Origin of the sequence: Okeania sp. SIO2C2, assembly GCF_010692625.1 — a bacterium.
GTDB lineage: Bacteria > Cyanobacteriota > Cyanobacteriia > Cyanobacteriales > Microcoleaceae > Okeania > Okeania hirsuta.
Genome location: NZ_JAAHGM010000020.1, coordinates 104,420 through 124,642, shown reverse-complemented (window position 1 = coordinate 124,642; position 20,223 = coordinate 104,420). Strand labels below are relative to the sequence as shown.

Genomic DNA, 20,223 nt, shown 5'->3' with positions numbered 1-20,223 from the left:
ATTCTTGACCTTGTACCGAGGCAGTGACTTAGACTTGGACTTAGACTTGGACTTCACGAGTATCTACTGATTCGTATTATCCTGATGCTATTTATAGCCTAAACGTCACCTTTTGTGCAACAAAGCCAAATCATCCCATTAATTACCAACGCCAAAATTCTTCCTCACTCCTGTACGCCACTCTACTGACAGTCTTAGAGCTAGAACCAAACTACGAGCAAACTTTAGCTTAACCTTTAATCATACCATATTTATCTGTCTTAGGGCTAGAGCAAAACTACGAGCTACGAGCCGGTCTATAGTTTTGCTTTAGCTCTTTGAATACTTGTCTTAGGGCTAAAACTCAACTACAAGCCGGACTTTTGAACCTTAATTACACTCCCTTACGCTGGATAAATGCGTAGACGTCGGTTAGGCTCATCTCCAAAACTAGAAGACTTCAAGCGATAATGCTCCACAAGTTCATGCTGCATCTTCCGCACCTTTGGAGACCGTGGCAAAAGTTCCACAGGTTGCCCCTTTGGAATCACAATTTGCTCCACTGCTAACCGTGCTTCCTCCAAAGCCTCCATCTCATCTTCCGAAGCTGAAGCAGCAAACAAATTCAAGTCAGCAAACTCAGGAGTGCTAGGATCTTCCATATCCAATAACCGTCGTAGTGCCTTAGCAATTTGAGGCAAACCACTATTCTTAATCACATGAATAGGCACATGACGAGCCTTAGCAATATGCCGTAACTTAGACTGTTTCCTGGTGTGCGTTCGCAAAGCCAAAACCACATCCGCACTATCAATATCCTTAGTCAAAACCACAGGCAAACCCAAAGTACTAATCACCTGTTCCATTTGATGACGTGGAATTGCATAAGGATAAATATGCAAAGGCAAATCCTCACCATTAGGACCCGTCGCCTGAGCTTCCCAACGCCCTACATTACCATTACCATTAGAAAACATCCCATTTCCCGAGAAAGACTCATCCAATAATTCTTCAAAAGACTTAGACTCAGAAAACTCCACTGGTTGATTAACCTGACCTGTATTAGGCAATGGCATAATATAACCAGAATCACGAAAACCACTACGAGAACTCAACATTTCTCCTGACTGCCGCAATAGCGAACCCGCATTCTGATTAACACCCCCACCCAATCTTGGAGTACCATTATACTCTCGTGTAATCTTCACCTCACCATTCTCATCCATAGTCCTCACCTGTGGATTAGGTTTCTGCCCCCGAAGCAAAGCATCAACAGTATCAGCCACCTGCTCGTGAACCACCCAACGGTGTCTTTCCAACATTTCCACAGCAATTTCAAAAGTAGGCGGTGCTTTACGTTCCAGAACAGTTTTTTGAGAACCCCGACGTCGTGCTTCATCATCTCCCAAAGTTACAGCCTGAATACCCCCAATTAAATCAGATAGAGTCGGATTTTTTACCAAATTTTCCATCTGATTACCATGAGCAGTACCCACTAACTGTACGCCACGCTCCGCAATAGTTCTCGCTGCCAAAGCCTCCAATTCCGTACCAATCTCATCAATCACAATCACCTCTGGCATATGATTTTCCACCGCCTCAATCATCACTTGATGCTGTTGTTCCGGGCGAGCAACTTGCATCCGACGGGCACGACCAATAGCAGGGTGAGGAACATCTCCATCCCCAGCAATTTCATTAGAGCTATCAATAATCACCACCCGTTTTTCTAAATCATCAGCCAGCACCCGTGCAATTTCTCGTAGCGCCGTTGTTTTTCCTACGCCAGGGCGACCGAGCATCAAAATCGACCTTCCGGTTTCCACTAACTCGCGAATCATACCAATTGTGCCAAAAACTGCCCGCCCCACTCGACAAGTCAAACCAATAACTTCTCCCGTGCGATTGCGAATAGCACTAATCCGGTGTAGCGTTTGCTCAATACCTGCCCGATTATCGCTGCTAAAATTACCAACTCGTTCTATGGAATAATTAAGGTCTTTTCTAGAAATAGGAATTTCGCCCAGGTATTCTGCATGGGATGGAAAACGAGCTTCTGGGAGACGACCCAGATCCATCACAATTTCGATCAGGTTATTTCGCTGTTGATGTTGCAGTAGAGGCCGTCTAATTTGGTCTGGTACAATTTCTAGTAATCTATTAAGGTCGTCTGTTATCTGCATACTTTGTTAAAAGTGACTTCTATTCTACTGGGTAAGAAAAAAGCTTTTGAGGCAAAAACTGAAACTATAGCGCTGCGCGCAGCTCATCTGGCAATAGGCAACAGGGGGCAGAGCTGTTTCATTCTTGATAGACACGGGGACGCGGAGACAGGTCAACACGGGGATGGAGGCTTTTAATTTATGATATTAAGTTGACTTTTCACCATTTTAGCCACAGCAAAAGGGACGCTTATTGGCTGAAAAATCGGCAAATTTTGGTGAATTTCACAACTTCCACGATCCCCTCATCTCCCGTTCTCCCTAAATCGTTAATCTACAATACTTTGAAACAGTCTTGCCCTTTGAAAGGGGGGAGAAGACAGAAGGTAATTCTGACTCCTTCCCTCTGCTTTCTACCTTCTGACTTCGTTCATGGAAATTCATCATTAATTCCTCATTTTATTTAGATCCGATGTTTTAATTTGGGAAACCAAAGAGTTAGCTAAACTGATAGCTTCCCAAAGAAGTTCCGGTAAAACTTCCAGCTTCGTTAACTGGGAATCATTAGTGAGTTGTTTGGCATTGCTAGTTGTGCTGTAGACAGATTCAATTGCCTGCAGCTGTGATTTGTGCATTTTTTCTAATTTTTCCAAAATTGGTGACAACAAAACGCGAGCATAGCTACCATAAGCTACACCAGATACAAATCTATTTTCCGGAATATAAGTATTTAAATTTTTAGCAGAGTTTCCCTGTTTATTATTCTCAGATGCTAGCAAACCTTTAGCAACAAGCTTGGCTACAGTAAAATTATTTGTGCCTCCTGCTAACTGTACATACCCTGGTAGTTTTGCATCCAACACCTTTTGACTCAATGCGATCGCAGCTATTGTACTACCTGCACCAATATCTCCACTCATCGGTTTACCATCAGTTTGCCAGATTAGAGCGCAAGGAAGAGGAGAAATTATTTCATACAGACTTTGTAAATATTCTACTAACCCTTCTCCGTCAGGGCAACTAATAGCAATTAGTTTTAATTGATTTACCCAAGGTTTTATACTTTTCCAGAGTCGCTGAAAATCAGTTTCTCTTCCCACTTGAGTATGAATTTCAATAGCATCTACACCAGTCTGCAATACTAATGATGCAATAGAAGTAGGAGTGGATACATAAGAGCGAGCCTGTATTAGTTGCTTAGGACATACAGACAAACATCTTCCACAACCGTAGCAAAGTTCATCAATAACCCCTGAATTACCAGAAGTTATAGTATCTCTATCTTCAGAAAAAACTATAGCCTCTGCCGGACAGACTTTCTCACAAGGTCGCCAACAGTCTGTAGGACAAACAGTAGGGTCAAACTCAGCTTTTCGGAAATGAGGATCTTCTCCATCATTGATACTTACCATTATCCATGGTAACGTTTGGTAGCCAAATCCCTGTGACTTGGCCCAATATTGGAGGCCACTTGCAACCTGTAAAGCCTGCCCAGCAGAAGCGATCGCCGCCGGGTCGGCAGCCACATCAATACAATCTGCCCCTGCCAAAGTATAAGCTAATGTTAAATTTCTTACTGTTGGCAGGTGTTGGAAGCTGGCCCCACAGATCAACTTAAACCAGTGGCCTTTTTTTAGCGAAATTAGGGGAGAATAGCGTTCTCTCACGCTGTATATAATAGTAGAGCCTTTAGCTCAAAAAAATTTGAAGTACAAAGATAAAATGTTAGCTCAAAAAATTCTTTAAGCAGGTACCAAAGCATTTTGAAGTGGTGTCCATCTAAAGAAGCGATCGCCACCCATTTCCACTATCACCTTAACTCGTGGTTCTGATTTAGGTAGGACAGTTAAATACTCAATTTCTTGACTAGATAGAATCTGACCTTCTATAATCCACAAAACCAAACCCTTAGCTTTAGGTGGTAACTGTTCCAGTCGATAGCTGACAATTGGCGGTACATAGTAAACATAACCAACTGCTGGGCCATTACCCGTACTTTTCTTACCTAAGTGAGGAGGTCTGACTCCATGCACCCCTGTCAGATACATGGCCAAATCCCCAAGACCTCTAGCAGTAATATTGTGACTTACATACCCAGAAGCCCTTAAACGACGTTGATAACGCCCTTCAAACCCTCCTTCCAAAGGAACATAAACGGCCAAAGACCCAGACTTCTCCAAATCCTTAATCATTCCTCGACCAGTCGTAATCAGTGCCATGCTTAATATTGTCCCTAATTTTTAAATTGTAGGTGATTATATCTGGATTATAGTTGTTTAAACCAAAGATACTTGTCTTCCTAGCAACCTGAAAAAAAATTATTTAAACTACTAGACAACTCTTAGTAAATACTATACAATCATATATTGTCGCCGAAAAAAGTGAAATATTAGGTAAGTGTTACCTATATTAACTCCTATAGGGGTTGTACCAAGGTTAACAAATTATTATTTAGCTATCTATTTCAACTTTAAGAATCAAGAAATAGTCAGTTGTAATAAGTTTATATACTTCCTAGAAAAAAAAGGATACTGATTAGCAAGCTACTCAAGTCCTGGCGACCATAAAGCTAAGAACTAGAGCTAAAGACAAAAAGCTAAAAAATCATAGCTGGTAAATAAAATATTATCGTTATTATTCAACGATGATATTGTATTTTCATGCTGAGTATTAGTTCCATAATTTCTCTAGTACTTTACTACTTTAATACTAAGAATATTTTTAATTCTGATGTTATCTTAAAAAGCATCAAAGTTGATAATAAACTTGGTTGAAACAGTAAAACCTATCATAAATGTTGAAAGAGTTCGAGCCGTTATAATCGCTCTTATTTAACGGTGAGATGAAATTAAACCAGAAAAATAATTGATCGATACGCGCGGGCATTTTTGGCGTCATAATCGAATCAATAGCCGTGGGGCACACGGTTGAATAAAAAGCTTGCGGAGATGGTCTAACGGGGGTGCAATTCGGTTTATTTGATTTGTTATCTAGTTAAGAATCTGTGTTCGCGTAGTGTTGCGTCAGCAAAACAAGAATCTCCCGTTATAATCGCGTGATTTAACGGTGAGAGTGTCAACCTAATAAAATCAAACAGAAGTTAAGTATTACTAGCAATAGACTTAGGCGATCACTCCTAAGAAATAGTCAGGAAATTAACCACTGTTGTAATTAAGATATCAGGAGAAGTTTAAACAATTAATTATATGTAAATAGTATGATTTATTAATTATTTATTAGGTATAAAACTGTCTGAAAAAAAAATAAATTATTTCAATTAAAAAGCCTTTCCTGACGGAATGCTCCGTAAACAGATACCTAATACAAACTTTTAGGATGATAGCTAATAGCTGATAGATAGTTAAAAAACATTATTGTTGTAGTGCATAAATAATAAAGAATAGGAGAGCGACAGTGGCAGTTGGTATCCTGGGCAAAAAACTAGGCATGACACAAGTGTTTGAACCTGAAACAGGAGCAGCAATTCCTGTAACAGTCGTACAAGCAGGTCCATGTGTAGTAACCCAAATTAAAACCGAACAAACAGACGGTTATACTTCAATTCAAATAGGATATGGAGAAGCCAAAAATAAAACCCGTCAACTCAATATCAAAGAACCAAAAGAAGTTAATAGGTATTTGACTAACGCTCAACAAGGGCATTTAGTTAAATCAGGCGGTGTCCCCTTACGTCATCTACGAGAATACAGAGTAGAAAATACAGGTAACTATGAACTAGGTCAACAAATAAAAGTCGATCTATTTGAAGCAGGCCAACTCGTTGATGTCACAGGAAAAAGTATTGGTAAAGGCTTTGCTGGTTATCAAAAACGTCATAACTTTAGACGTGGGCCAATGGCTCACGGTTCCAAAAACCATCGTTTGCCTGGTTCCACAGGTCCAGGAACAACACCAGGGCGTGTTTATCCAGGTAAGAAAATGGCAGGACATTTAGGAAACGTGCGAGTCACTACTAGAAAACTCAAAGTAGTGAGAATAGATACAGAAAGAAACCTATTGCTGATCAAAGGAAGCATTCCTGGTAAACCAGGCACATTAGTTAGCGTTGCTCCAGCCACAATAGTAGGTCAAAAATAAAAAAAAATTTTGAGAAAAAAAGATGGTTGATTGTGTCATAAAAAACTGGCAAGGTGAAGAAGTTGGACAAGCAACTCTCAACTTACGAGTAGCAAAAGAAGAAAGTGCAGCTCATGTTGTTCATAGGTCCTTAAGACTACAAATGGCGAATAACCGCCAAGGAACAGCCAGCACAAAAACAAGAGCTGAAGTCAGAGGTGGAGGTCGTAAACCTTGGCGACAAAAAGGAACAGGTAGAGCAAGAGCAGGTTCCATCCGTTCGCCTCTATGGCGTGGTGGTGGTGTGATTTTTGGTCCTAAACCAAGAGACTACTCCCATAAAATGAACCGCAAGGAAAAACGTCTAGCACTCAGTACCGCCTTCCAAAGTCGCTCAGAAGACTTAATTGCGATTGAAAATTTTTCTGACCAATTAACAAGACCGAAAACCAAAGAATTAGTCCAAGCGATCGCTCGTTGGGGAGTAGAACCAGAATCTAAAGTTCTGCTGATATTAGAAGAGAAACAAGAAAATGTATATCTCTCAGGTCGTAATATTGCGAAGCTGAAAATATCTCTAGCTAATAACTTGAATATTTACGATATTCTAGAAGCAGATAAAATTATAGCTACCGCAGCAGCAATAGAGAAAATTCAGGAGATATATGGGGATAAAAGTTGATTCACGAGATTTAGTGGATATAGTCAAATGCCCAGTTGTTACAGAAAAAGCTACTAGATTAATGGAACTAAATCAATACACATTTGATGTAGATCCAAGGGCAACAAAGCCAATGATCAAAGCAGCAATTGAACAACTATTTGAAGTAAAAGTAATAGGTATGAACACCCTAAATTTACCAAGAAAAAAGAAAAGAGTAGGTAAATTTCAAGGCTTCAAACCTAGATACAAAAGAGCAATTGTTAGCTTAGAAGATGGAGAACCAATTAGGAAAGTTCTGTTCCCAGACCTATAGAACCCATTTGGGGTCTATTTATGTAGTTAAAAAGATAGGGAAATGGGAAGATAGTGAATATTCTACCTTTTTACCCGATTATATTTCTCGATCTCCTAACTCCGATCCTAAAAACCCGTACCTTTACCAATGGTATTCAAGTACAAACTCAACAACCATCAAATTTTCAAGTATTTCAGGAAGGTCAAGTATTGCCAATGACAGCCCAAGCTAAAATATCTGGTCAAGTCATTAATTTGCAGGTGCCGAAAACTCCGGAACAGCATGCAAGTGGTCTGATGTACAGAACTGAGTTAGCTGACGATCAGGGAATGCTTTTCTCTTTTGACCCACCTCGTCAGGTTAACTTCTGGATGAAAAATTGCAAAATATCTCTTGATATGATATTCCTTCGGTCTGATGTCGTTCAAGCGATCGCTGTTGATGTTCCTCCTTGTGTAGCTGACCCTTGTCCAATGTATGGTTCTGGTGTACCAGTCGATCAAGTTATTGAAATACGAGGAGGACGTACTAAGGAATTAGGCTTGAAGGTAGGAGATGGGATTATAATTAGGAATGAGAATTCTATTATATACAGAGGTTAAATTGACTAAGTTCCAGACTCTCTGAGTTCTGAAAAAAATCTGGACTTTATTTAATTCTCATTCCTGAATCTCGCTATGGCGGTAAGTGAGAGCTACGCTCCGCTAACGCGTTTAACGACCGTGACAGCTTGTGGACTGGATAACCCCGACGTTGCCAGGTAGAAACAGGAATAGAACAGGCTATCTATAGATAATCATAGATTTTTATAGATAATTGTAGGTTTCTAAGAACGGTAATTATTCTCCTTTAAAAATTAAAAAGGTCATTAGCCAACCTTAGTAGTTGCTAGATTATTTTAAAAGCTGAATGCTGAATGCTAATAGCTGAACGCTTACTGTAAAATATAATGAAATAGAGCAAAAAAAATATGGGTATTCGTTCCTACCGACCCTATACTCCAAGTACCCGAGAACATAGTGTATCAGACTTTGCTGAGATAACTAGCTCAACACCAGAAAAGTCTCTGGTAAAAAACAAGCATAGACGAAAGGGTCGTAACAACCGTGGTGTAATTACCTGTCGTCACCGAGGTGGAGGTAGCAAGAAACTATATCGTGTTATCGACTTTCATCGTAACAAACATAATATTCCGGCCAAAGTAGCATCAGTAGAATACGACCCAAACCGGAATGCCAGAATAGCACTGCTACATTATCAAGATGGAGAAAAACGTTATATCCTTCATCCTGTAGGATTAAAAGTTGATGCATCCATTATTTCTGGCATAAACGCTCCAATAGAAATTGGCAACGCTTTACCTCTGAGTCAAATTCCTCTGGGTACAGACGTTCATAATGTAGAACTTGTTCCAGGAAAAGGAGGACAAATAGTCCGTGCTGCTGGTGCCGCTGCTCAATTGGTAGCAAAAGAAGGCGAATATGTAACAATCAAACTCCCTTCAGGCGAACGGCGTAAAGTCAGAGCAAGTTGCTACGCCACTATTGGCCAAGTAGGCAACGTCGATCATCGAAATATCAGCTTAGGAAAAGCAGGTCGCAACCGCTGGAAAGGAAAGAGACCAACAGTTAGAGGTAGTGTGATGAACCCAGTCGATCACCCTCATGGTGGTGGTGAAGGCCGGGCACCAGTCGGTAGAAGCGGACCAGTTACTCCTTGGGGTAAGCCAGCATTAGGTCTGAAAACTCGTAAGAAGAAAAAACGGAGTGATGCTTTGATCGTACAACGTCGTCGTAAATCCTCTAAACGAGGTAAAGGTGGACGGCAAAGCTAAAATCAGTCCGTGGTTGATGATCGATAAATATAAATATTAAATTATTGTGCATCAACTTGAGTAATTCTGACAGCAAAGAAGTTGAAAACACAAAAGTTACCAAAATGAAGCTTTGGAGTCCTGGTTAACTTCTCTAACTTGAATTGTATTAAATCAATCATAAATTCAATTATGGCTCGATCATTAAAAAAAGGACCATTCATAGCAGATCATCTATTGAAAAAAATAGAAGATTTAAACGAGAAAAATCAAAAACAAGTAATTAAAACTTGGTCAAGAGCTTCAACTATTATCCCAGATATGGTAGGTCATACGATCGCAGTACATAACGGACGTCAACACGTCCCAGTGTTCATCTCCGATCAGATGGTAGGCCATAAATTAGGGGAATTTGCACCGACTAGAACCTATCGAGGTCACGGTTCAGATAGAAAATCTAAAAGATAAATAGAAAACTCGTTGAAATTGATAATTGGAGAAAGGTATGCCTGTAGATACCAATGAAGAAGTAAAAGCCGTAGCACGTTACATCCGAATGTCTCCTTTTAAAGTGCGACGCGTACTAGATCAAATTCGTGGCATCTCTTACCGGAAAGCGTTGATTATACTTGAATTTATGCCATATCGTTCCTGCGACCCTGTGCGTAAAGCATTGCGTTCAGCAGCAGCGAATGCCGAGCATAATAAAGGAATAGACCCAGAAACTTTAGTTGTATCCAAAGCTTTTGCCGATCAAGGGCCTTGTTTGCCACGTTACCGACCCCGCGCTCAAGGTCGTGCTTACAGAATTCGTAAACCTACTTGTCATATTACAGTTGCAGTAGCTCCTGTGGTTGATTAGTAAGGGAAGAAATTTGAACGATTAGATGACATTAATTTAAGTTATAGAAGTAATGGGACAAAAAATACATCCAATTGGTTTTAGATTAGGCGTAACCCAAGAGCATCGCTCTCGTTGGTACGCTGATGCTAAAAACTACCCAGAACTGTTGGAAGAAGACCACAAAATTCGTAAATATGTCAAGCAAACTCTGGCAAATGCAGGCATCTCTCAAATCAGAATTGAGCGAAAGGCAGACCAGATAGACTTAGAAGTTAGCACCGCTAGACCAGGTGTAGTGGTTGGTAGAGGTGGTGCAGGTATTGAGTCTTTGAGAGTAGGTTTACAACAACTTTTGGGTAGCAACCGTCAAATCAGAATCAATGTTGTTGAAGTGACAAAAGTAGACACCGATGCCATGCTTATTGGTGAATACATTGCTCAACAACTAGAGAAAAGGGTTTCTTTTCGTCGAGTTGTACGTCAAGCTATAACTAGGGCTCAAAAAGCTGGTGTAGAAGGCATAAAAGTGCAGGTAAGTGGAAGAGTCAATGGAGCAGAAATTGCTCGTACCGAGGTGACAAGAGAAGGTAGTGTACCTCTGCATACATTGAGAGCTGACATTGATTATGCCTACTGTACTGCTAAGACAATTTACGGCATCCTGGGAATCAAGATTTGGATCTTCAAAGGAGAAATTATTCCTGGTCAAGAAGATATGGCAAATGCTCAAGTAAATCAACCAAAACGTAGACAACAAAAACGTCGTCAGCAATATGAAGACAGGTCTAACGAAGGTTAATGAAGTTAGAAGTCAGAAGTCAGAAGTTGTTTTTGTAACGGGGATGAGTGAGCAACCGTCCAAAAACATTTCGCCAATCAAGGCGGGGTTTTAGACTAAACTATTTTGATAAATAGCTATCAAAGCATTTAAATGACTTTCTAGGAAAATACTAAATTAAGCACAAAATAGTAGACTATGTTAAGTCCTAAAAGAACAAAATTCCGTAAACAGCAACGCGGACGAATGAGAGGTAATGCAAATAGTGGCAATAGCATTGCTTTCGGTGAATTTGCTCTCCAAGCATTAGAACCTTCTTGGATTACTTCCCGTCAAATAGAAGCTTCTCGTCGTGCCATGACTCGTTATATCCGTAGGGGTGGGAAAATTTGGATTCGTATATTTCCAGATAAACCCGTGACAATGCGAGCCGCAGAAACCCGTATGGGATCTGGTAAAGGTGCACCAGAATATTGGGTAGCAGTAGTTAAACCAGGACGCATAATGTTTGAGTTAGGTGGAGTTGCAGAAGACATCGCCCGCGAAGCTATGCGTTTAGCATCATTTAAGTTACCAATTAAGACTAAGTTTATTACACGCGAGGGAGATTTCTAGATGCCTTTTCCTAAAGTAGAAGAAGTTAGGAATTTGAGTGATGAAGAACTTGTCGCTGAGATAGTAAAAGTTAAGCGAGAATTGTTCGATTTACGAATGTTAAAAGCTACCGGAAGGTTGGAAAAACCTCACCTGTTTAAATACAATCGTCATCGACTGGCTCAATTGTTAACAATAGAAAGAGAACGAGAATTAGTTAAAGAAGCAGAAGCTTCTACTCAAGAAGTAGCAGCATCAGTTTCAAGTACATCTGTTGAAACAGCAGATAGTCCAGAATAAAAAATTAAAAACTTAATATGTTTTGCAATTAGTAAATTATTAATTGTTGACATTTTACAAGTATTTATCGGGAAAATTAAAGAACACTTTATTACTCATAAAACAAGGAAAATTATGGCAGCTAAAGAAAGAGTAGGTGTAGTTGTCAGCAACAAAATGGACAAAACAATAGTGGTGGCGATCGAAAACAGGTCTGCTCACCCGAAGTACGGCAAAACAGTCGTGAAAACTAAAAAATATAAAGTTCACGACGAAGAAAATAAATGTAACGAAGGCGATCGCGTTCGGATTACAGAAACTCGTCCCATGAGTCGTACTAAACGTTGGCAACTTGCTGAAATCCTAAATTCCAAGATTAGTTAATGGTTGGTTTTATTGGTCGAATAAAACTATTAAAATTAACAAATCAATTAACTTTAATTCTAACACATCTATAAAACATCACAGAGACAGCAATGATTCAACAACAGTCCATATTAAATGTAGCTGATAATAGCGGTGCCCGAAAATTAATGTGCATCCGTGTAATAGGTGGTGGCAATCGTCGCTATGCTCGTATAGGTGACGTTATAATAGCTGTAGTCAAAGACGCATCTCCTAACATGGCTGTCAAAAAGTCAGATGTAGTGAGAGCTGTTGTTGTTCGTACTAGGAAAGGTTTACGTCGAGATACTGGTATGAGCATTAGATTTGATGATAATGCAGCAGTAATTATCAACCAGGATGGAAATCCACGAGGAACTCGTGTATTCGGTCCAGTAGCTCGTGAATTACGAGACAAAAATTTTACTAAAATCGTATCCCTAGCACCGGAGGTACTGTAAATGGCTAAAAAGAAAAAACCTCAAATGAGCGCACAGGGAAAACCTATACGCTATAAAATGCACGTTAAGAAAGGTGACACAGTTCAAATAATTGCCGGAAAAGATAAAGGCAAAGTAGGCGAAATTATGAAGGTGTTGCCAAAAGTTAGCAAAGTTGTAGTGAAAGATATTAACGTCAAAACAAAGCACGTTAAACCTCAGCAAGAAGGAGAGTCAGGTAAGATTGTTACCATTGAAGCTCCGATTCATAGTTCTAACGTTATGCTCTACTCTAGCAAAGAAAAAGTAGCTAGTCGCATTTGTTATACATTTACAGATGATGGTCGCAAAGTGCGAAAGCTCAAAAAAACAGGAGAAATTATTGATTAAACAGACCAAAATCAAATTACTTTATTACTAAGTAAATTTACTAAACTATATAGTTACTAAAACTATGGCAGAAAGACTAAAGAATTTTTACCAAGAAAAAATTGTTCCCAAAATGATGGAGCAGTTTAAGTATAAAAATATTCACCAGGTACCAAAACTGGTTAAAGTAACATTGAACCGGGGTTTAGGGGAAGCATCTCAAAATGCTAAAGCTCTAGACTCATCAATCAAAGAAATAGCTACAATTACAGGCCAAAAACCAGTAGTAACTAGGGCAAAAAAAGCGATCGCAGGCTTTAAAATCCGTAACGGAATGCCAGTAGGAGTTATGGTGACTCTACGTTCTGGAAGAATGTATGAATTTCTAGACCGACTAATTAATTTAGCATTACCTAGAATTAGAGACTTTAGAGGCATAAATCCTAAAAGCTTTGACGGTCGAGGAAATTACAGCTTAGGTTTAAAAGAGCAACTAATATTTCCAGAGATAGAATATGACAGTATCGATCAAATTCGGGGAATGGACATTTCAATTATTACCACAGCTAACACTGATGAGGAAGGCCGCGCCTTACTTAAAGAAATGGGAATGCCCTTTCGGACTAATTAACTTAAAGTAGTTAAGGAAAAAAAGGAAAAAATGGCGGCTAACGACACAATATCAGATATGTTGACGCGAATTCGCAACTCCTGCATGGCGCAACATACAACAACAAAAGTTCCAGCAACAAAGATGACTCGCAGTATTGCCAAAGTATTGAACGAGGAAGGTTTTATTGGTGGATTTGAACAAGAAGGCGAAGGTCTCAAGAAGTTCCTAGTAATTTCTTTAAAATACAAAGGTAAAAATCGACAACCCATTATTAGATATCTGAAGCGAGTTAGTAAACCTGGACTCCGGGTCTATAAAAATCGTAAAGAATTACCACGAGTTTTAGGTGGAATAGGAATAGCTATTATTTCCACATCCAGTGGAATTATGACTGATAGAGAAGCTAGAAAAAGAGGCATCGGAGGAGAAGTCCTTTGTTATGTTTGGTAGTAAACAAAATGAATAGACTTCTTGCAGAAGTCAGGGAATAGGGAGTTTAACAATTAATAATTAATAATTAATAATTAATAATTACCTCTCCTTTAAAAGAACAGGATTGACTCAAAGAAATTTTTGTCTTTTTATCTCCTAAAAAAAGGAAGCTTGAAACCACAATTTTTTGGTAAAATTGTTGATTTCGTGTCTTGAATTGATTTGATTAAAACTTTTGCAAGAGGTCTAATCAAGAGCTATTCACTAACCCAAAGAAAACAATATCTAGCAACCTTATATATATACAAAGAAAGCTATGTCTCGAATTGGTAAGCTTCCCATCAAGATTCCCAACAAAGTGACCATTACCATTGATGGTCAAAAAGTAACAGTAAAAGGCCCGAAAGGTGAACTTTCTAGAGTACTGTCCCCAGAAATAGCTGTTGAACAGCAGGAAGATACTATTGTGGTTAAACCACAAACTGAAACTCGTCGTGCTCGTCAGCAATATGGTCTATCTCGAACTTTAGTTGCCAATATGGTCGAAGGGGTATCAAAAGGATATGAAAAGCGACTACAGATTCAAGGAGTAGGATATCGTGCTCAAGTTCAAGGGAAGAACTTGATCTTAAACGTAGGTTACAGTAAACCAGTAGAAATGCCTCCTCCGGAAGGTATTCAGGTGGCAGTAGAAAATAATACTAATGTAATTGTTACTGGCATAAATAAAGAATTAGTAGGAAATACTGCTGCGCGAATTCGTGCTGTTCGTCCACCAGAAGTATACAAAGGCAAAGGTATTCGCTATGCAGGTGAAATGATTAAACTCAAAGCAGGTAAATCAGGTAAAAAATAGATGAAGTATACTCGTAAAGACTCTGTCAGAAAGCGGCATCGTCGGGTGCGAAAAAAGGTATTTGGTACATCAGAACGCCCTAGACTGTCAGTATTTCGATCAAATCTGCATATCTATGCTCAAGTAATTGATGATACTAAACAACATACCTTAGTTGCAGCATCAACTGTAGAACCAGAATTAAAATCAAGTATTAGTTCAGGAGCTAACTGTGATGCTTCTGTGCAAGTAGGAAAATTAATTGCACAGCGATCTCTAGAAAAAGGAATAGAAAAAGTAGTTTTCGACCGTGGTGGAAATATCTATCATGGCCGTGTAAAAGCTTTAGCTGAGGCAGCTCGTGAAGCGGGATTAGACTTCTAGATAATTAGTAAAGTTACACACAAAAAATGAACTTGACAAAAGGTAACAACTATGGCAGAACAGCAGCAACGTCGTAAAAAAAATAACCGTACAAAAGAGAAAGAAAGTGAATGGCAGGAAAGGGTTGTCCAAATCCGCCGAGTCACTAAAGTAGTTAAAGGTGGTAAAAACCTGAGTTTCCGGGCTATCGTTGTCATAGGCAATGAAAAAGGTCAAGTAGGCGTAGGAGTGGGTAAAGCAGCAGATGTTATCGGTGCTGTGAAGAAAGGAGTTGCGGATGGCAAAAAACATATAGTAGAAGTACCTCTCACAAAATCTAACTCTATTCCTCACCTTGTCAATGGTTTTGGTGGTGGAGCTAAAGTGATAATGCGTCCAGCCGCACCAGGTACGGGAGTTATCGCGGGGGGAGCTGTGAGAACAGTTCTTGAACTAGCAGGTGTTCAGAATATATTAGCCAAGCAGTTAGGGTCTAATAATCCATTAAACAATGCTAGAGCTGCTGTTAACGCCTTATCTGCTTTGAGAACATTGGCCGATGTTGCTCAAGAAAGAGACCTACCTGTGGAACATCTATATGCTTAAGCAGGGAATAGGGAATAGTTCAATAATTGATAATTGATAATGGATAATTGATAATTATCTCTCCCTAAAAACGGATAGGATTGAATAAAAGGAAAATTTTTTCTTGTTTCCCCTTGAAAGGGGAGGATTTTTACCTGAATTATTTAATTATTTAATTATTAATTCTTCGGGAATAGGCAACAGGCAACAGTGGGAAAAATATTTCCCTGTCTTACTGTTTATTATCCGCATAAGTCCTAACCAACTTATTCTTTGCTATAGACTTAACATTAGTTAGTTAGGTATTGAAGAAGGCAGAAGGCAGAAGGCAGAAGGCAGAAGGTCTAATTGCTTATTTACAGTCTTCGACACGCCACTCCGTATCTACAAACCCCAAACAATTTTAAGTACCCGTGCTGACAGTAGGGTATTAAACCAGCAAAAGAAAAGATAAAATTTGAATCTTAATCTTCATGGCAAATTCAAAGGTAGCAAGATAAAACAATATGAGATTAAAAGATGCAATTCCTAAAAAAGGTTCTCAGCAACGCCCTCGTAGATTAGGCAGAGGAATCTCAGCAGGTCAAGGTGCAAGTTGTGGTAAGGGGATGCGTGGTCAAAAATCTCGGTCTGGTAGCAGTACTAGACCGGGTTTTGAAGGTGGTCAAAATCCTCTTTATCGTCGCTTGCCAAAGTTAAAAAGCTTTCCGATGGTAAATCGGAAGAAATATACAATTATCAATGTGGGTAAGTTGGCATCATTACCAGCGAACACAGAGGTAACTCTTGCCTCTCTAATGGAAGCGGGAATTATTACAAGTAATGATGGACCCCTCAAAGTCCTCGGAGATGGAGAGTTGAATGTTGCACTAAATGTTCATGCTATAGGATTTACAGCTACAGCTCGTTCCAAAATAGAAGCAGCAGGTGGTAGTTGTCAACAGATAGGATCGAACCAATAACGAAGTCAAAAGTCAGAAGTCAGAAGTCAGAAGTGATTTTTGTGACGGGGATGCGTGAGCAACTCTCCAAAAGTATTTCGCCTTAAAAGGTGGGGTTGCGCGACCCAATTATTTTGATAAACTTTCTAGTTTTTTTAGGTGATCTCAAGTAGAGTCTCAAAACCTTTAGTTGAAGAAAAAACCTGACTGCTCAAACAAATAAAATCTCTAGAAGCGGAGGATTCTACCTAATTTTGCTAAAATCAAAAATATAAAATATAAATCTCAAATAAATATGGACATTAGTAGAGACAAGTCACCAACTGCTCAAGAAACATTCTTGCAGATGGCCCAAGCAGCAGGCTTGCGGGGGCGACTGCTAGTGACAATAGGTTTACTTCTTTTGGTGCGTCTAGGTGTGTACTTACCAGTACCAGGAATAAATAGAGGAGCTTTTGAAGCAAGTATCGGAGATCAGGCTTTAACTGGATTTCTCGATCTGTTTTCTGGTGGAGGTTTCTCGGCATTAGGTATTTTTGCATTAGGTATCATACCTTATATTAATGCCTCGATCATCATTCAATTGATGACAGCAGCCTTACCCAGTTTAGAAAATCTGCAAAAGAATGAAGGTGAAGCAGGGCGTCGTAAAATTTCTCAAATCACTCGCTATGTGGCCTTGGGATGGTCAGTGTTACAAAGCTTTGGTTTAGCAATATTTCTGAATAGTTCATCTGCAAATATCAATGGCTCGTCGGTAAGTGTAGCGATTAACCCGGGGCCTCTATTTATTGCTAAGACTGTTTTAGCAATTACAGCAGGTTCCATGTTTGTGATGTGGATATCTGAATTAATTACAGAAAGAGGAATTGGTAATGGAGCATCATTGTTGATTTTTGTCAACATTGTTGCTGTTTTACCTCAGTCACTAGGGGACACAATTAAATTGTTTGAAGGAGGAGACCGTGCTATTGTCGGTCGTGCGATTGTTCTGCTTCTGGTATTCCTAGTGATGATTGTGGGTATTGTCTTTGTACAAGAGGGAAGTCGCAGAATTCCCATACTTTCAGCTCGTCGTCAAGTAGGTAGAAAACTTTATCGGGAAACAAAAAGCTATTTACCTTTACGATTAAATCAAGGTGGAGTAATGCCAATTATCTTTGCTTCTGCCGTTCTCATATTACCTGTATCTTTAGCTCAGTTTTCTAACAATCCACTTTTATCTCAGATTATTACTTCTATCAGTCCTAGTGGCCCTACTCCTTGGTTATATGCTCTATTTTACTTTGTTCTAATCTTATTCTTCAGTTATTTCTACGCTTCCCTAATTATGAACCCAGTGGATATGTCGCAGAACCTGAAGAAAATGGGGGCAAGTATCCCAGGTATTCGTCCAGGTAAAACTACTAGCGATTATATAGAGAAAGTTTTGAATAGGTTGACTTTCCTAGGAGCTATTTTCCTTGGTTTAGTAGCAATTATCCCTACGGCAGTAGAAAGTGCAACCCGTGTACCTACTTTTAGAGGATTAGGAGCTACCTCTCTATTAATTCTAGTAGGTGTAGCAATAGACACAGCAAAACAAATTCAAACTTATGTTATCTCTCAGAGATACGAAGGAATGGTGAAGCAATAGTGGTAAAACTGATATTCTTAGGTCCGCCAGGGGCGGGTAAGGGAACACAGGCATCTCGAATAGCAGATTTTTACCAAGTTCCTCATATTTCTACAGGTGATATTTTACGCAATAATGTGTCAGAAAAATCACCCCTGGGTTTACAAGCGAAAGAATACATGGACAAAGGTGATTTAGTTCCCGATGGACTCATCCTTGACATGGTTGAAGAAAGACTGAAAAAAGATGATGCTCAAAATGGTTGGGTTCTAGATGGGTTTCCTAGAAATGTAGCTCAAGCACATTTTGTAGAAAAACTTTTATCTGTAAGTAAAAATGGAAATGACACTCAAGAAGAAAAAGCTGAAATTAGTAATTCTTTGATGGTCATAAATTTACAAGTTCCAGATGAAGTTTTAGTCAGTCGCTTATTATCAAGAGGTAGGCAAGATGATAATGAGGAAACTATTAGAAATCGTCTAAAAGTCTACGATCAACAAACACAACCTTTGATTGAATTTTACAAAGAACGTAAACAGCTAGTTACAATAGATGGAAATCAGTCTGTTGATGCTGTGACTAATTCTCTCAAGCTATCGGTTAATATATCATCATAGGGTAAATGAGAATTAGATTTTGATCAATTTTTTCTACCTTAAATATTTGGTTGTATATCTCTAAATTATAGACCAAGGGTTTGATGAGCTTAGGCGACAGCTTGAGTATAAGTGCCAATAGTACGGTAGTGCAGCTCTGAATAGTAGATAGATTTTTTTCATCATCAAAGACTTGTTCCAACTGCGGTCATGTCCAACAGATGCCATTAAGTCTGAGGATTTATGATTGTCCAGAATATGGGGTGTCAATAGACCGTGACCTGAATGCGTCAATTAATTTAAAAAAGCGAGGGCTAATAGGGGAGGTTTCCTCAGGATGTAAGACCCACTTAATAGATGCGGTTGGCTTGACCGTTAATGCCTGTAGATGAGTAACTGCCGACAGTCTCAGTGGTTTGCGTAGCATTCCGTAGTAGGAAAGCATGAAGTAAACATCAATTTGTCACTGTTCGTGACCTTTTGTATCAGTTTTATGAAGCAGATATATTCTGTATGGCTCATGCTCAATAACCTCTGAAAATTAAAAACTTTTTGATAGGATTATGTTGAGGGGAATCACCTGAAATAACAGGCTGTTCCCAATATAAAAAATTGGTTACTTGCAGCGTTGAGGTGATTAACAGTTGGCAAAACAAGATCTCATAGAAATGGAGGGTACAGTGACGGAGTCCCTACCGAATGCTATGTTCAGGGTAGACCTAGATAATGGGTTTAATGTGCTAGCTCATATTTCTGGTAAAATTCGTCGCAATTACATCAAAATTTTACCAGGCGATCGAGTCAAGGTAGAGTTAACACCTTATGACTTGACAAAAGGTCGAATTACATATCGGCTGCGGAAAAAGTAGTAACGTTCTAATCTCTACTCAATAATTTGTAGAGAAATTATCTACTTGCTGAAAACATTAGTAAATGATACAATACTAAATTTGTAGTATTGCCATAATAAGGCATGAAAGTTAGAGCATCTGTCAAAAAAATGTGTGAAAAGTGTCGTGTTATTCGTCGTAAAGGACGAGTAATGGTTATATGCGTTAATCCCAAACATAAACAACGTCAAGGTTAAGCATATTTTGACACAGGCATCAGATTGTTGCCTACTAATTAACCTAGTTTAAGTTTAATTTTAAGGTAATGGAGATAAAGTAAAGTGGCACGAATTGCAGGAGTAGACCTCCCACGCGATAAGCGTATAGAAATTGGTCTGACATATATCTATGGAATTGGACTATCTCGGTCTCAAGAAATTTTAGATGAAACTGGTGTAAACCCTGATACCCGTGTTAAGGATTTAAGTGATGCTGATATAGCAGCACTTCGTTCTATGGTTCAGAATAACTACCAAGTAGAAGGAGACCTAAGACGATTGGAAGCCATGAACATCAAGCGATTGATGGACATTGGTACTTACCGAGGTCGTCGGCACAGAATGGGTCTACCAGTTAGAGGACAGCAAACTCGTACCAACGCTAGAACTCGTAGAGGTGTACGTCGAACTGTAGCTGGTAAGAAAAAAGCTAGTGCTAAGAAATAGAAGTTTGGTT

28 protein-coding genes are annotated in these 20,223 nt (G+C 39.2%); 25 read left to right on the top strand and 3 right to left on the bottom strand.

Annotation, left to right across the window (positions count from 1 at the left end; all coding sequences use genetic code 11):
- Positions 1 to 383 precede the first annotated feature (383 nt).
- From F6K18_RS18205 to F6K18_RS18195, 3 genes are all read right to left on the bottom strand, one after another.
- On the bottom strand, positions 384 to 2,162 hold the full coding sequence (locus F6K18_RS18205) for a R3H domain-containing nucleic acid-binding protein (RefSeq protein WP_287522679.1): 1,779 nt from the start codon (positions 2,160 to 2,162) through the stop codon (positions 384 to 386).
- 425 nt (positions 2,163 to 2,587) lie between these two features.
- Positions 2,588 to 3,808: a circadian clock protein LdpA gene (gene ldpA, locus F6K18_RS18200; protein WP_287522678.1), complete on the bottom strand. Its 1,221-nt coding sequence runs from the start codon at positions 3,806 to 3,808 to the stop codon at positions 2,588 to 2,590.
- Between the two features lie 75 nt (positions 3,809 to 3,883).
- Positions 3,884 to 4,360, bottom strand: coding sequence for an NAD(P)H-quinone oxidoreductase subunit N (locus F6K18_RS18195; RefSeq protein ID WP_287275022.1), 477 nt, complete (start codon positions 4,358 to 4,360; stop codon positions 3,884 to 3,886).
- 1,195 nt (positions 4,361 to 5,555) lie between these two features.
- Between F6K18_RS18195 and rplC the strand changes: the two genes are divergently transcribed.
- The 25 genes from rplC to rpsM all read left to right on the top strand — a co-directional run bounded on the left by rplC (position 5,556) and on the right by rpsM (position 20,213).
- On the top strand, positions 5,556 to 6,239 hold the full coding sequence (gene rplC, locus F6K18_RS18190; protein WP_287522675.1) for a 50S ribosomal protein L3: 684 nt from the start codon (positions 5,556 to 5,558) through the stop codon (positions 6,237 to 6,239).
- A 22-nt stretch (positions 6,240 to 6,261) separates the two neighbouring features.
- Positions 6,262 to 6,900 carry a 50S ribosomal protein L4 gene (gene rplD / locus F6K18_RS18185; RefSeq protein WP_287522674.1) on the top strand — a complete coding sequence of 213 codons (639 nt, stop codon included), beginning with the start codon at positions 6,262 to 6,264 and terminating at the stop codon, positions 6,898 to 6,900.
- Positions 6,884 to 7,195: a 50S ribosomal protein L23 gene (locus F6K18_RS18180; protein ID WP_287522673.1), complete on the top strand. Its 312-nt coding sequence runs from the start codon at positions 6,884 to 6,886 to the stop codon at positions 7,193 to 7,195. Before rplD ends, F6K18_RS18180 begins: the two co-directional genes overlap by 17 nt.
- Positions 7,196 to 7,248: 53 nt before the next feature.
- Positions 7,249 to 7,779, top strand: a complete 531-nt coding sequence (locus F6K18_RS18175) for a DUF192 domain-containing protein (RefSeq protein ID WP_287522672.1) — start codon at positions 7,249 to 7,251, stop codon at positions 7,777 to 7,779.
- 368 nt (positions 7,780 to 8,147) lie between these two features.
- A complete protein-coding gene (rplB, locus tag F6K18_RS18170; protein ID WP_287522670.1) occupies positions 8,148 to 9,011 on the top strand; it encodes a 50S ribosomal protein L2 in 864 nt (287 codons plus the stop codon).
- 171 nt (positions 9,012 to 9,182) lie between these two features.
- Complete coding sequence (gene rpsS / locus F6K18_RS18165) at positions 9,183 to 9,458, top strand: 30S ribosomal protein S19 (protein ID WP_124145128.1); 276 nt, start codon at positions 9,183 to 9,185, stop codon at positions 9,456 to 9,458.
- Between the two features lie 37 nt (positions 9,459 to 9,495).
- Positions 9,496 to 9,852 carry a 50S ribosomal protein L22 gene (rplV, locus tag F6K18_RS18160; protein ID WP_287522669.1) on the top strand — a complete coding sequence of 119 codons (357 nt, stop codon included), beginning with the start codon at positions 9,496 to 9,498 and terminating at the stop codon, positions 9,850 to 9,852.
- Between the two features lie 52 nt (positions 9,853 to 9,904).
- The gene (gene rpsC, locus F6K18_RS18155) at positions 9,905 to 10,633 is read left to right on the top strand and encodes a 30S ribosomal protein S3 (protein ID WP_287522668.1); all 729 of its coding nucleotides are present in this window, start codon (positions 9,905 to 9,907) and stop codon (positions 10,631 to 10,633) included.
- Between the two features lie 177 nt (positions 10,634 to 10,810).
- On the top strand, positions 10,811 to 11,227 hold the full coding sequence (gene rplP / locus F6K18_RS18150; RefSeq protein WP_124145125.1) for a 50S ribosomal protein L16: 417 nt from the start codon (positions 10,811 to 10,813) through the stop codon (positions 11,225 to 11,227).
- Positions 11,228 to 11,506 carry a 50S ribosomal protein L29 gene (gene rpmC, locus F6K18_RS18145; protein ID WP_124145124.1) on the top strand — a complete coding sequence of 93 codons (279 nt, stop codon included), beginning with the start codon at positions 11,228 to 11,230 and terminating at the stop codon, positions 11,504 to 11,506.
- 114 nt (positions 11,507 to 11,620) lie between these two features.
- Positions 11,621 to 11,869, top strand: coding sequence for a 30S ribosomal protein S17 (rpsQ, locus tag F6K18_RS18140; RefSeq protein ID WP_124145123.1), 249 nt, complete (start codon positions 11,621 to 11,623; stop codon positions 11,867 to 11,869).
- A 92-nt stretch (positions 11,870 to 11,961) separates the two neighbouring features.
- Positions 11,962 to 12,330 carry a 50S ribosomal protein L14 gene (gene rplN / locus F6K18_RS18135; protein ID WP_124145122.1) on the top strand — a complete coding sequence of 123 codons (369 nt, stop codon included), beginning with the start codon at positions 11,962 to 11,964 and terminating at the stop codon, positions 12,328 to 12,330.
- Positions 12,331 to 12,699, top strand: coding sequence for a 50S ribosomal protein L24 (gene rplX / locus F6K18_RS18130; protein WP_287522665.1), 369 nt, complete (start codon positions 12,331 to 12,333; stop codon positions 12,697 to 12,699).
- Between the two features lie 64 nt (positions 12,700 to 12,763).
- Positions 12,764 to 13,309, top strand: coding sequence for a 50S ribosomal protein L5 (rplE, locus tag F6K18_RS18125; RefSeq protein WP_124145120.1), 546 nt, complete (start codon positions 12,764 to 12,766; stop codon positions 13,307 to 13,309).
- A 30-nt stretch (positions 13,310 to 13,339) separates the two neighbouring features.
- Positions 13,340 to 13,741: a 30S ribosomal protein S8 gene (rpsH, locus tag F6K18_RS18120; RefSeq protein ID WP_124145119.1), complete on the top strand. Its 402-nt coding sequence runs from the start codon at positions 13,340 to 13,342 to the stop codon at positions 13,739 to 13,741.
- A 298-nt stretch (positions 13,742 to 14,039) separates the two neighbouring features.
- Complete coding sequence (gene rplF, locus F6K18_RS18115) at positions 14,040 to 14,579, top strand: 50S ribosomal protein L6 (protein WP_124145118.1); 540 nt, start codon at positions 14,040 to 14,042, stop codon at positions 14,577 to 14,579.
- Complete coding sequence (gene rplR / locus F6K18_RS18110) at positions 14,580 to 14,942, top strand: 50S ribosomal protein L18 (protein WP_124145117.1); 363 nt, start codon at positions 14,580 to 14,582, stop codon at positions 14,940 to 14,942. It begins immediately after the preceding gene.
- Between the two features lie 51 nt (positions 14,943 to 14,993).
- Positions 14,994 to 15,527 carry a 30S ribosomal protein S5 gene (gene rpsE / locus F6K18_RS18105; RefSeq protein WP_287241294.1) on the top strand — a complete coding sequence of 178 codons (534 nt, stop codon included), beginning with the start codon at positions 14,994 to 14,996 and terminating at the stop codon, positions 15,525 to 15,527.
- Between the two features lie 485 nt (positions 15,528 to 16,012).
- Complete coding sequence (gene rplO, locus F6K18_RS18100) at positions 16,013 to 16,468, top strand: 50S ribosomal protein L15 (RefSeq protein ID WP_287522662.1); 456 nt, start codon at positions 16,013 to 16,015, stop codon at positions 16,466 to 16,468.
- Positions 16,469 to 16,742: 274 nt separating this feature from the next.
- Positions 16,743 to 18,083: a preprotein translocase subunit SecY gene (secY, locus tag F6K18_RS18095; RefSeq protein WP_287522660.1), complete on the top strand. Its 1,341-nt coding sequence runs from the start codon at positions 16,743 to 16,745 to the stop codon at positions 18,081 to 18,083.
- On the top strand, positions 18,083 to 18,679 hold the full coding sequence (locus F6K18_RS18090) for an adenylate kinase (RefSeq protein WP_287522659.1): 597 nt from the start codon (positions 18,083 to 18,085) through the stop codon (positions 18,677 to 18,679). The genes secY and F6K18_RS18090 overlap by 1 nt, the downstream gene beginning before the upstream one ends.
- 200 nt (positions 18,680 to 18,879) lie before the next feature.
- Entirely contained in the window at positions 18,880 to 19,050 is a 171-nt protein-coding gene (locus F6K18_RS37325; RefSeq protein WP_375341329.1) for a hypothetical protein, read from the top strand.
- Between the two features lie 252 nt (positions 19,051 to 19,302).
- A complete protein-coding gene (gene infA / locus F6K18_RS18080; protein ID WP_008191178.1) occupies positions 19,303 to 19,527 on the top strand; it encodes a translation initiation factor IF-1 in 225 nt (74 codons plus the stop codon).
- 104 nt (positions 19,528 to 19,631) lie between these two features.
- Positions 19,632 to 19,745 carry a 50S ribosomal protein L36 gene (gene rpmJ, locus F6K18_RS18075; RefSeq protein ID WP_287522657.1) on the top strand — a complete coding sequence of 38 codons (114 nt, stop codon included), beginning with the start codon at positions 19,632 to 19,634 and terminating at the stop codon, positions 19,743 to 19,745.
- Positions 19,746 to 19,829: 84 nt separating this feature from the next.
- The gene (gene rpsM, locus F6K18_RS18070; protein WP_202225088.1) at positions 19,830 to 20,213 is read left to right on the top strand and encodes a 30S ribosomal protein S13; all 384 of its coding nucleotides are present in this window, start codon (positions 19,830 to 19,832) and stop codon (positions 20,211 to 20,213) included.
- Positions 20,214 to 20,223 lie beyond the last annotated feature (10 nt).

Bases quoted from the DNA above. Each gene is read 5' to 3' on its own strand.
- rplP (WP_124145125.1), top strand. From the start codon at position 10,811: ATGTTAAGTCCTAAAAGAACAAAATTCCGTAAACAGCAACGCGGACGA.
- rpmC (WP_124145124.1), top strand. From the start codon at position 11,228: ATGCCTTTTCCTAAAGTAGAAGAAGTTAGGAATTTGAGTGATGAAGAA.
- F6K18_RS18205 (WP_287522679.1), bottom strand. From the start codon at position 2,162: ATGCAGATAACAGACGACCTTAATAGATTACTAGAAATTGTACCAGAC.
- rplB (WP_287522670.1), top strand. From the start codon at position 8,148: ATGGGTATTCGTTCCTACCGACCCTATACTCCAAGTACCCGAGAACAT.
- rplF (WP_124145118.1), top strand. From the start codon at position 14,040: ATGTCTCGAATTGGTAAGCTTCCCATCAAGATTCCCAACAAAGTGACC.
- rplO (WP_287522662.1), top strand. From the start codon at position 16,013: ATGAGATTAAAAGATGCAATTCCTAAAAAAGGTTCTCAGCAACGCCCT.
- F6K18_RS18180 (WP_287522673.1), top strand. From the start codon at position 6,884: ATGGGGATAAAAGTTGATTCACGAGATTTAGTGGATATAGTCAAATGC.
- rpmJ (WP_287522657.1), top strand. From the start codon at position 19,632: ATGAAAGTTAGAGCATCTGTCAAAAAAATGTGTGAAAAGTGTCGTGTT.
- rpsS (WP_124145128.1), top strand. From the start codon at position 9,183: ATGGCTCGATCATTAAAAAAAGGACCATTCATAGCAGATCATCTATTG.
- rpsC (WP_287522668.1), top strand. From the start codon at position 9,905: ATGGGACAAAAAATACATCCAATTGGTTTTAGATTAGGCGTAACCCAA.
- rplV (WP_287522669.1), top strand. From the start codon at position 9,496: ATGCCTGTAGATACCAATGAAGAAGTAAAAGCCGTAGCACGTTACATC.
- F6K18_RS18195 (WP_287275022.1), bottom strand. From the start codon at position 4,360: ATGGCACTGATTACGACTGGTCGAGGAATGATTAAGGATTTGGAGAAG.
- secY (WP_287522660.1), top strand. From the start codon at position 16,743: ATGGACATTAGTAGAGACAAGTCACCAACTGCTCAAGAAACATTCTTG.
- rplN (WP_124145122.1), top strand. From the start codon at position 11,962: ATGATTCAACAACAGTCCATATTAAATGTAGCTGATAATAGCGGTGCC.
- rplE (WP_124145120.1), top strand. From the start codon at position 12,764: ATGGCAGAAAGACTAAAGAATTTTTACCAAGAAAAAATTGTTCCCAAA.
- rplR (WP_124145117.1), top strand. From the start codon at position 14,580: ATGAAGTATACTCGTAAAGACTCTGTCAGAAAGCGGCATCGTCGGGTG.
- F6K18_RS37325 (WP_375341329.1), top strand. From the start codon at position 18,880: ATGCCATTAAGTCTGAGGATTTATGATTGTCCAGAATATGGGGTGTCA.
- rplX (WP_287522665.1), top strand. From the start codon at position 12,331: ATGGCTAAAAAGAAAAAACCTCAAATGAGCGCACAGGGAAAACCTATA.
- rplD (WP_287522674.1), top strand. From the start codon at position 6,262: ATGGTTGATTGTGTCATAAAAAACTGGCAAGGTGAAGAAGTTGGACAA.
- rpsE (WP_287241294.1), top strand. From the start codon at position 14,994: ATGGCAGAACAGCAGCAACGTCGTAAAAAAAATAACCGTACAAAAGAG.
- rpsH (WP_124145119.1), top strand. From the start codon at position 13,340: ATGGCGGCTAACGACACAATATCAGATATGTTGACGCGAATTCGCAAC.
- rpsQ (WP_124145123.1), top strand. From the start codon at position 11,621: ATGGCAGCTAAAGAAAGAGTAGGTGTAGTTGTCAGCAACAAAATGGAC.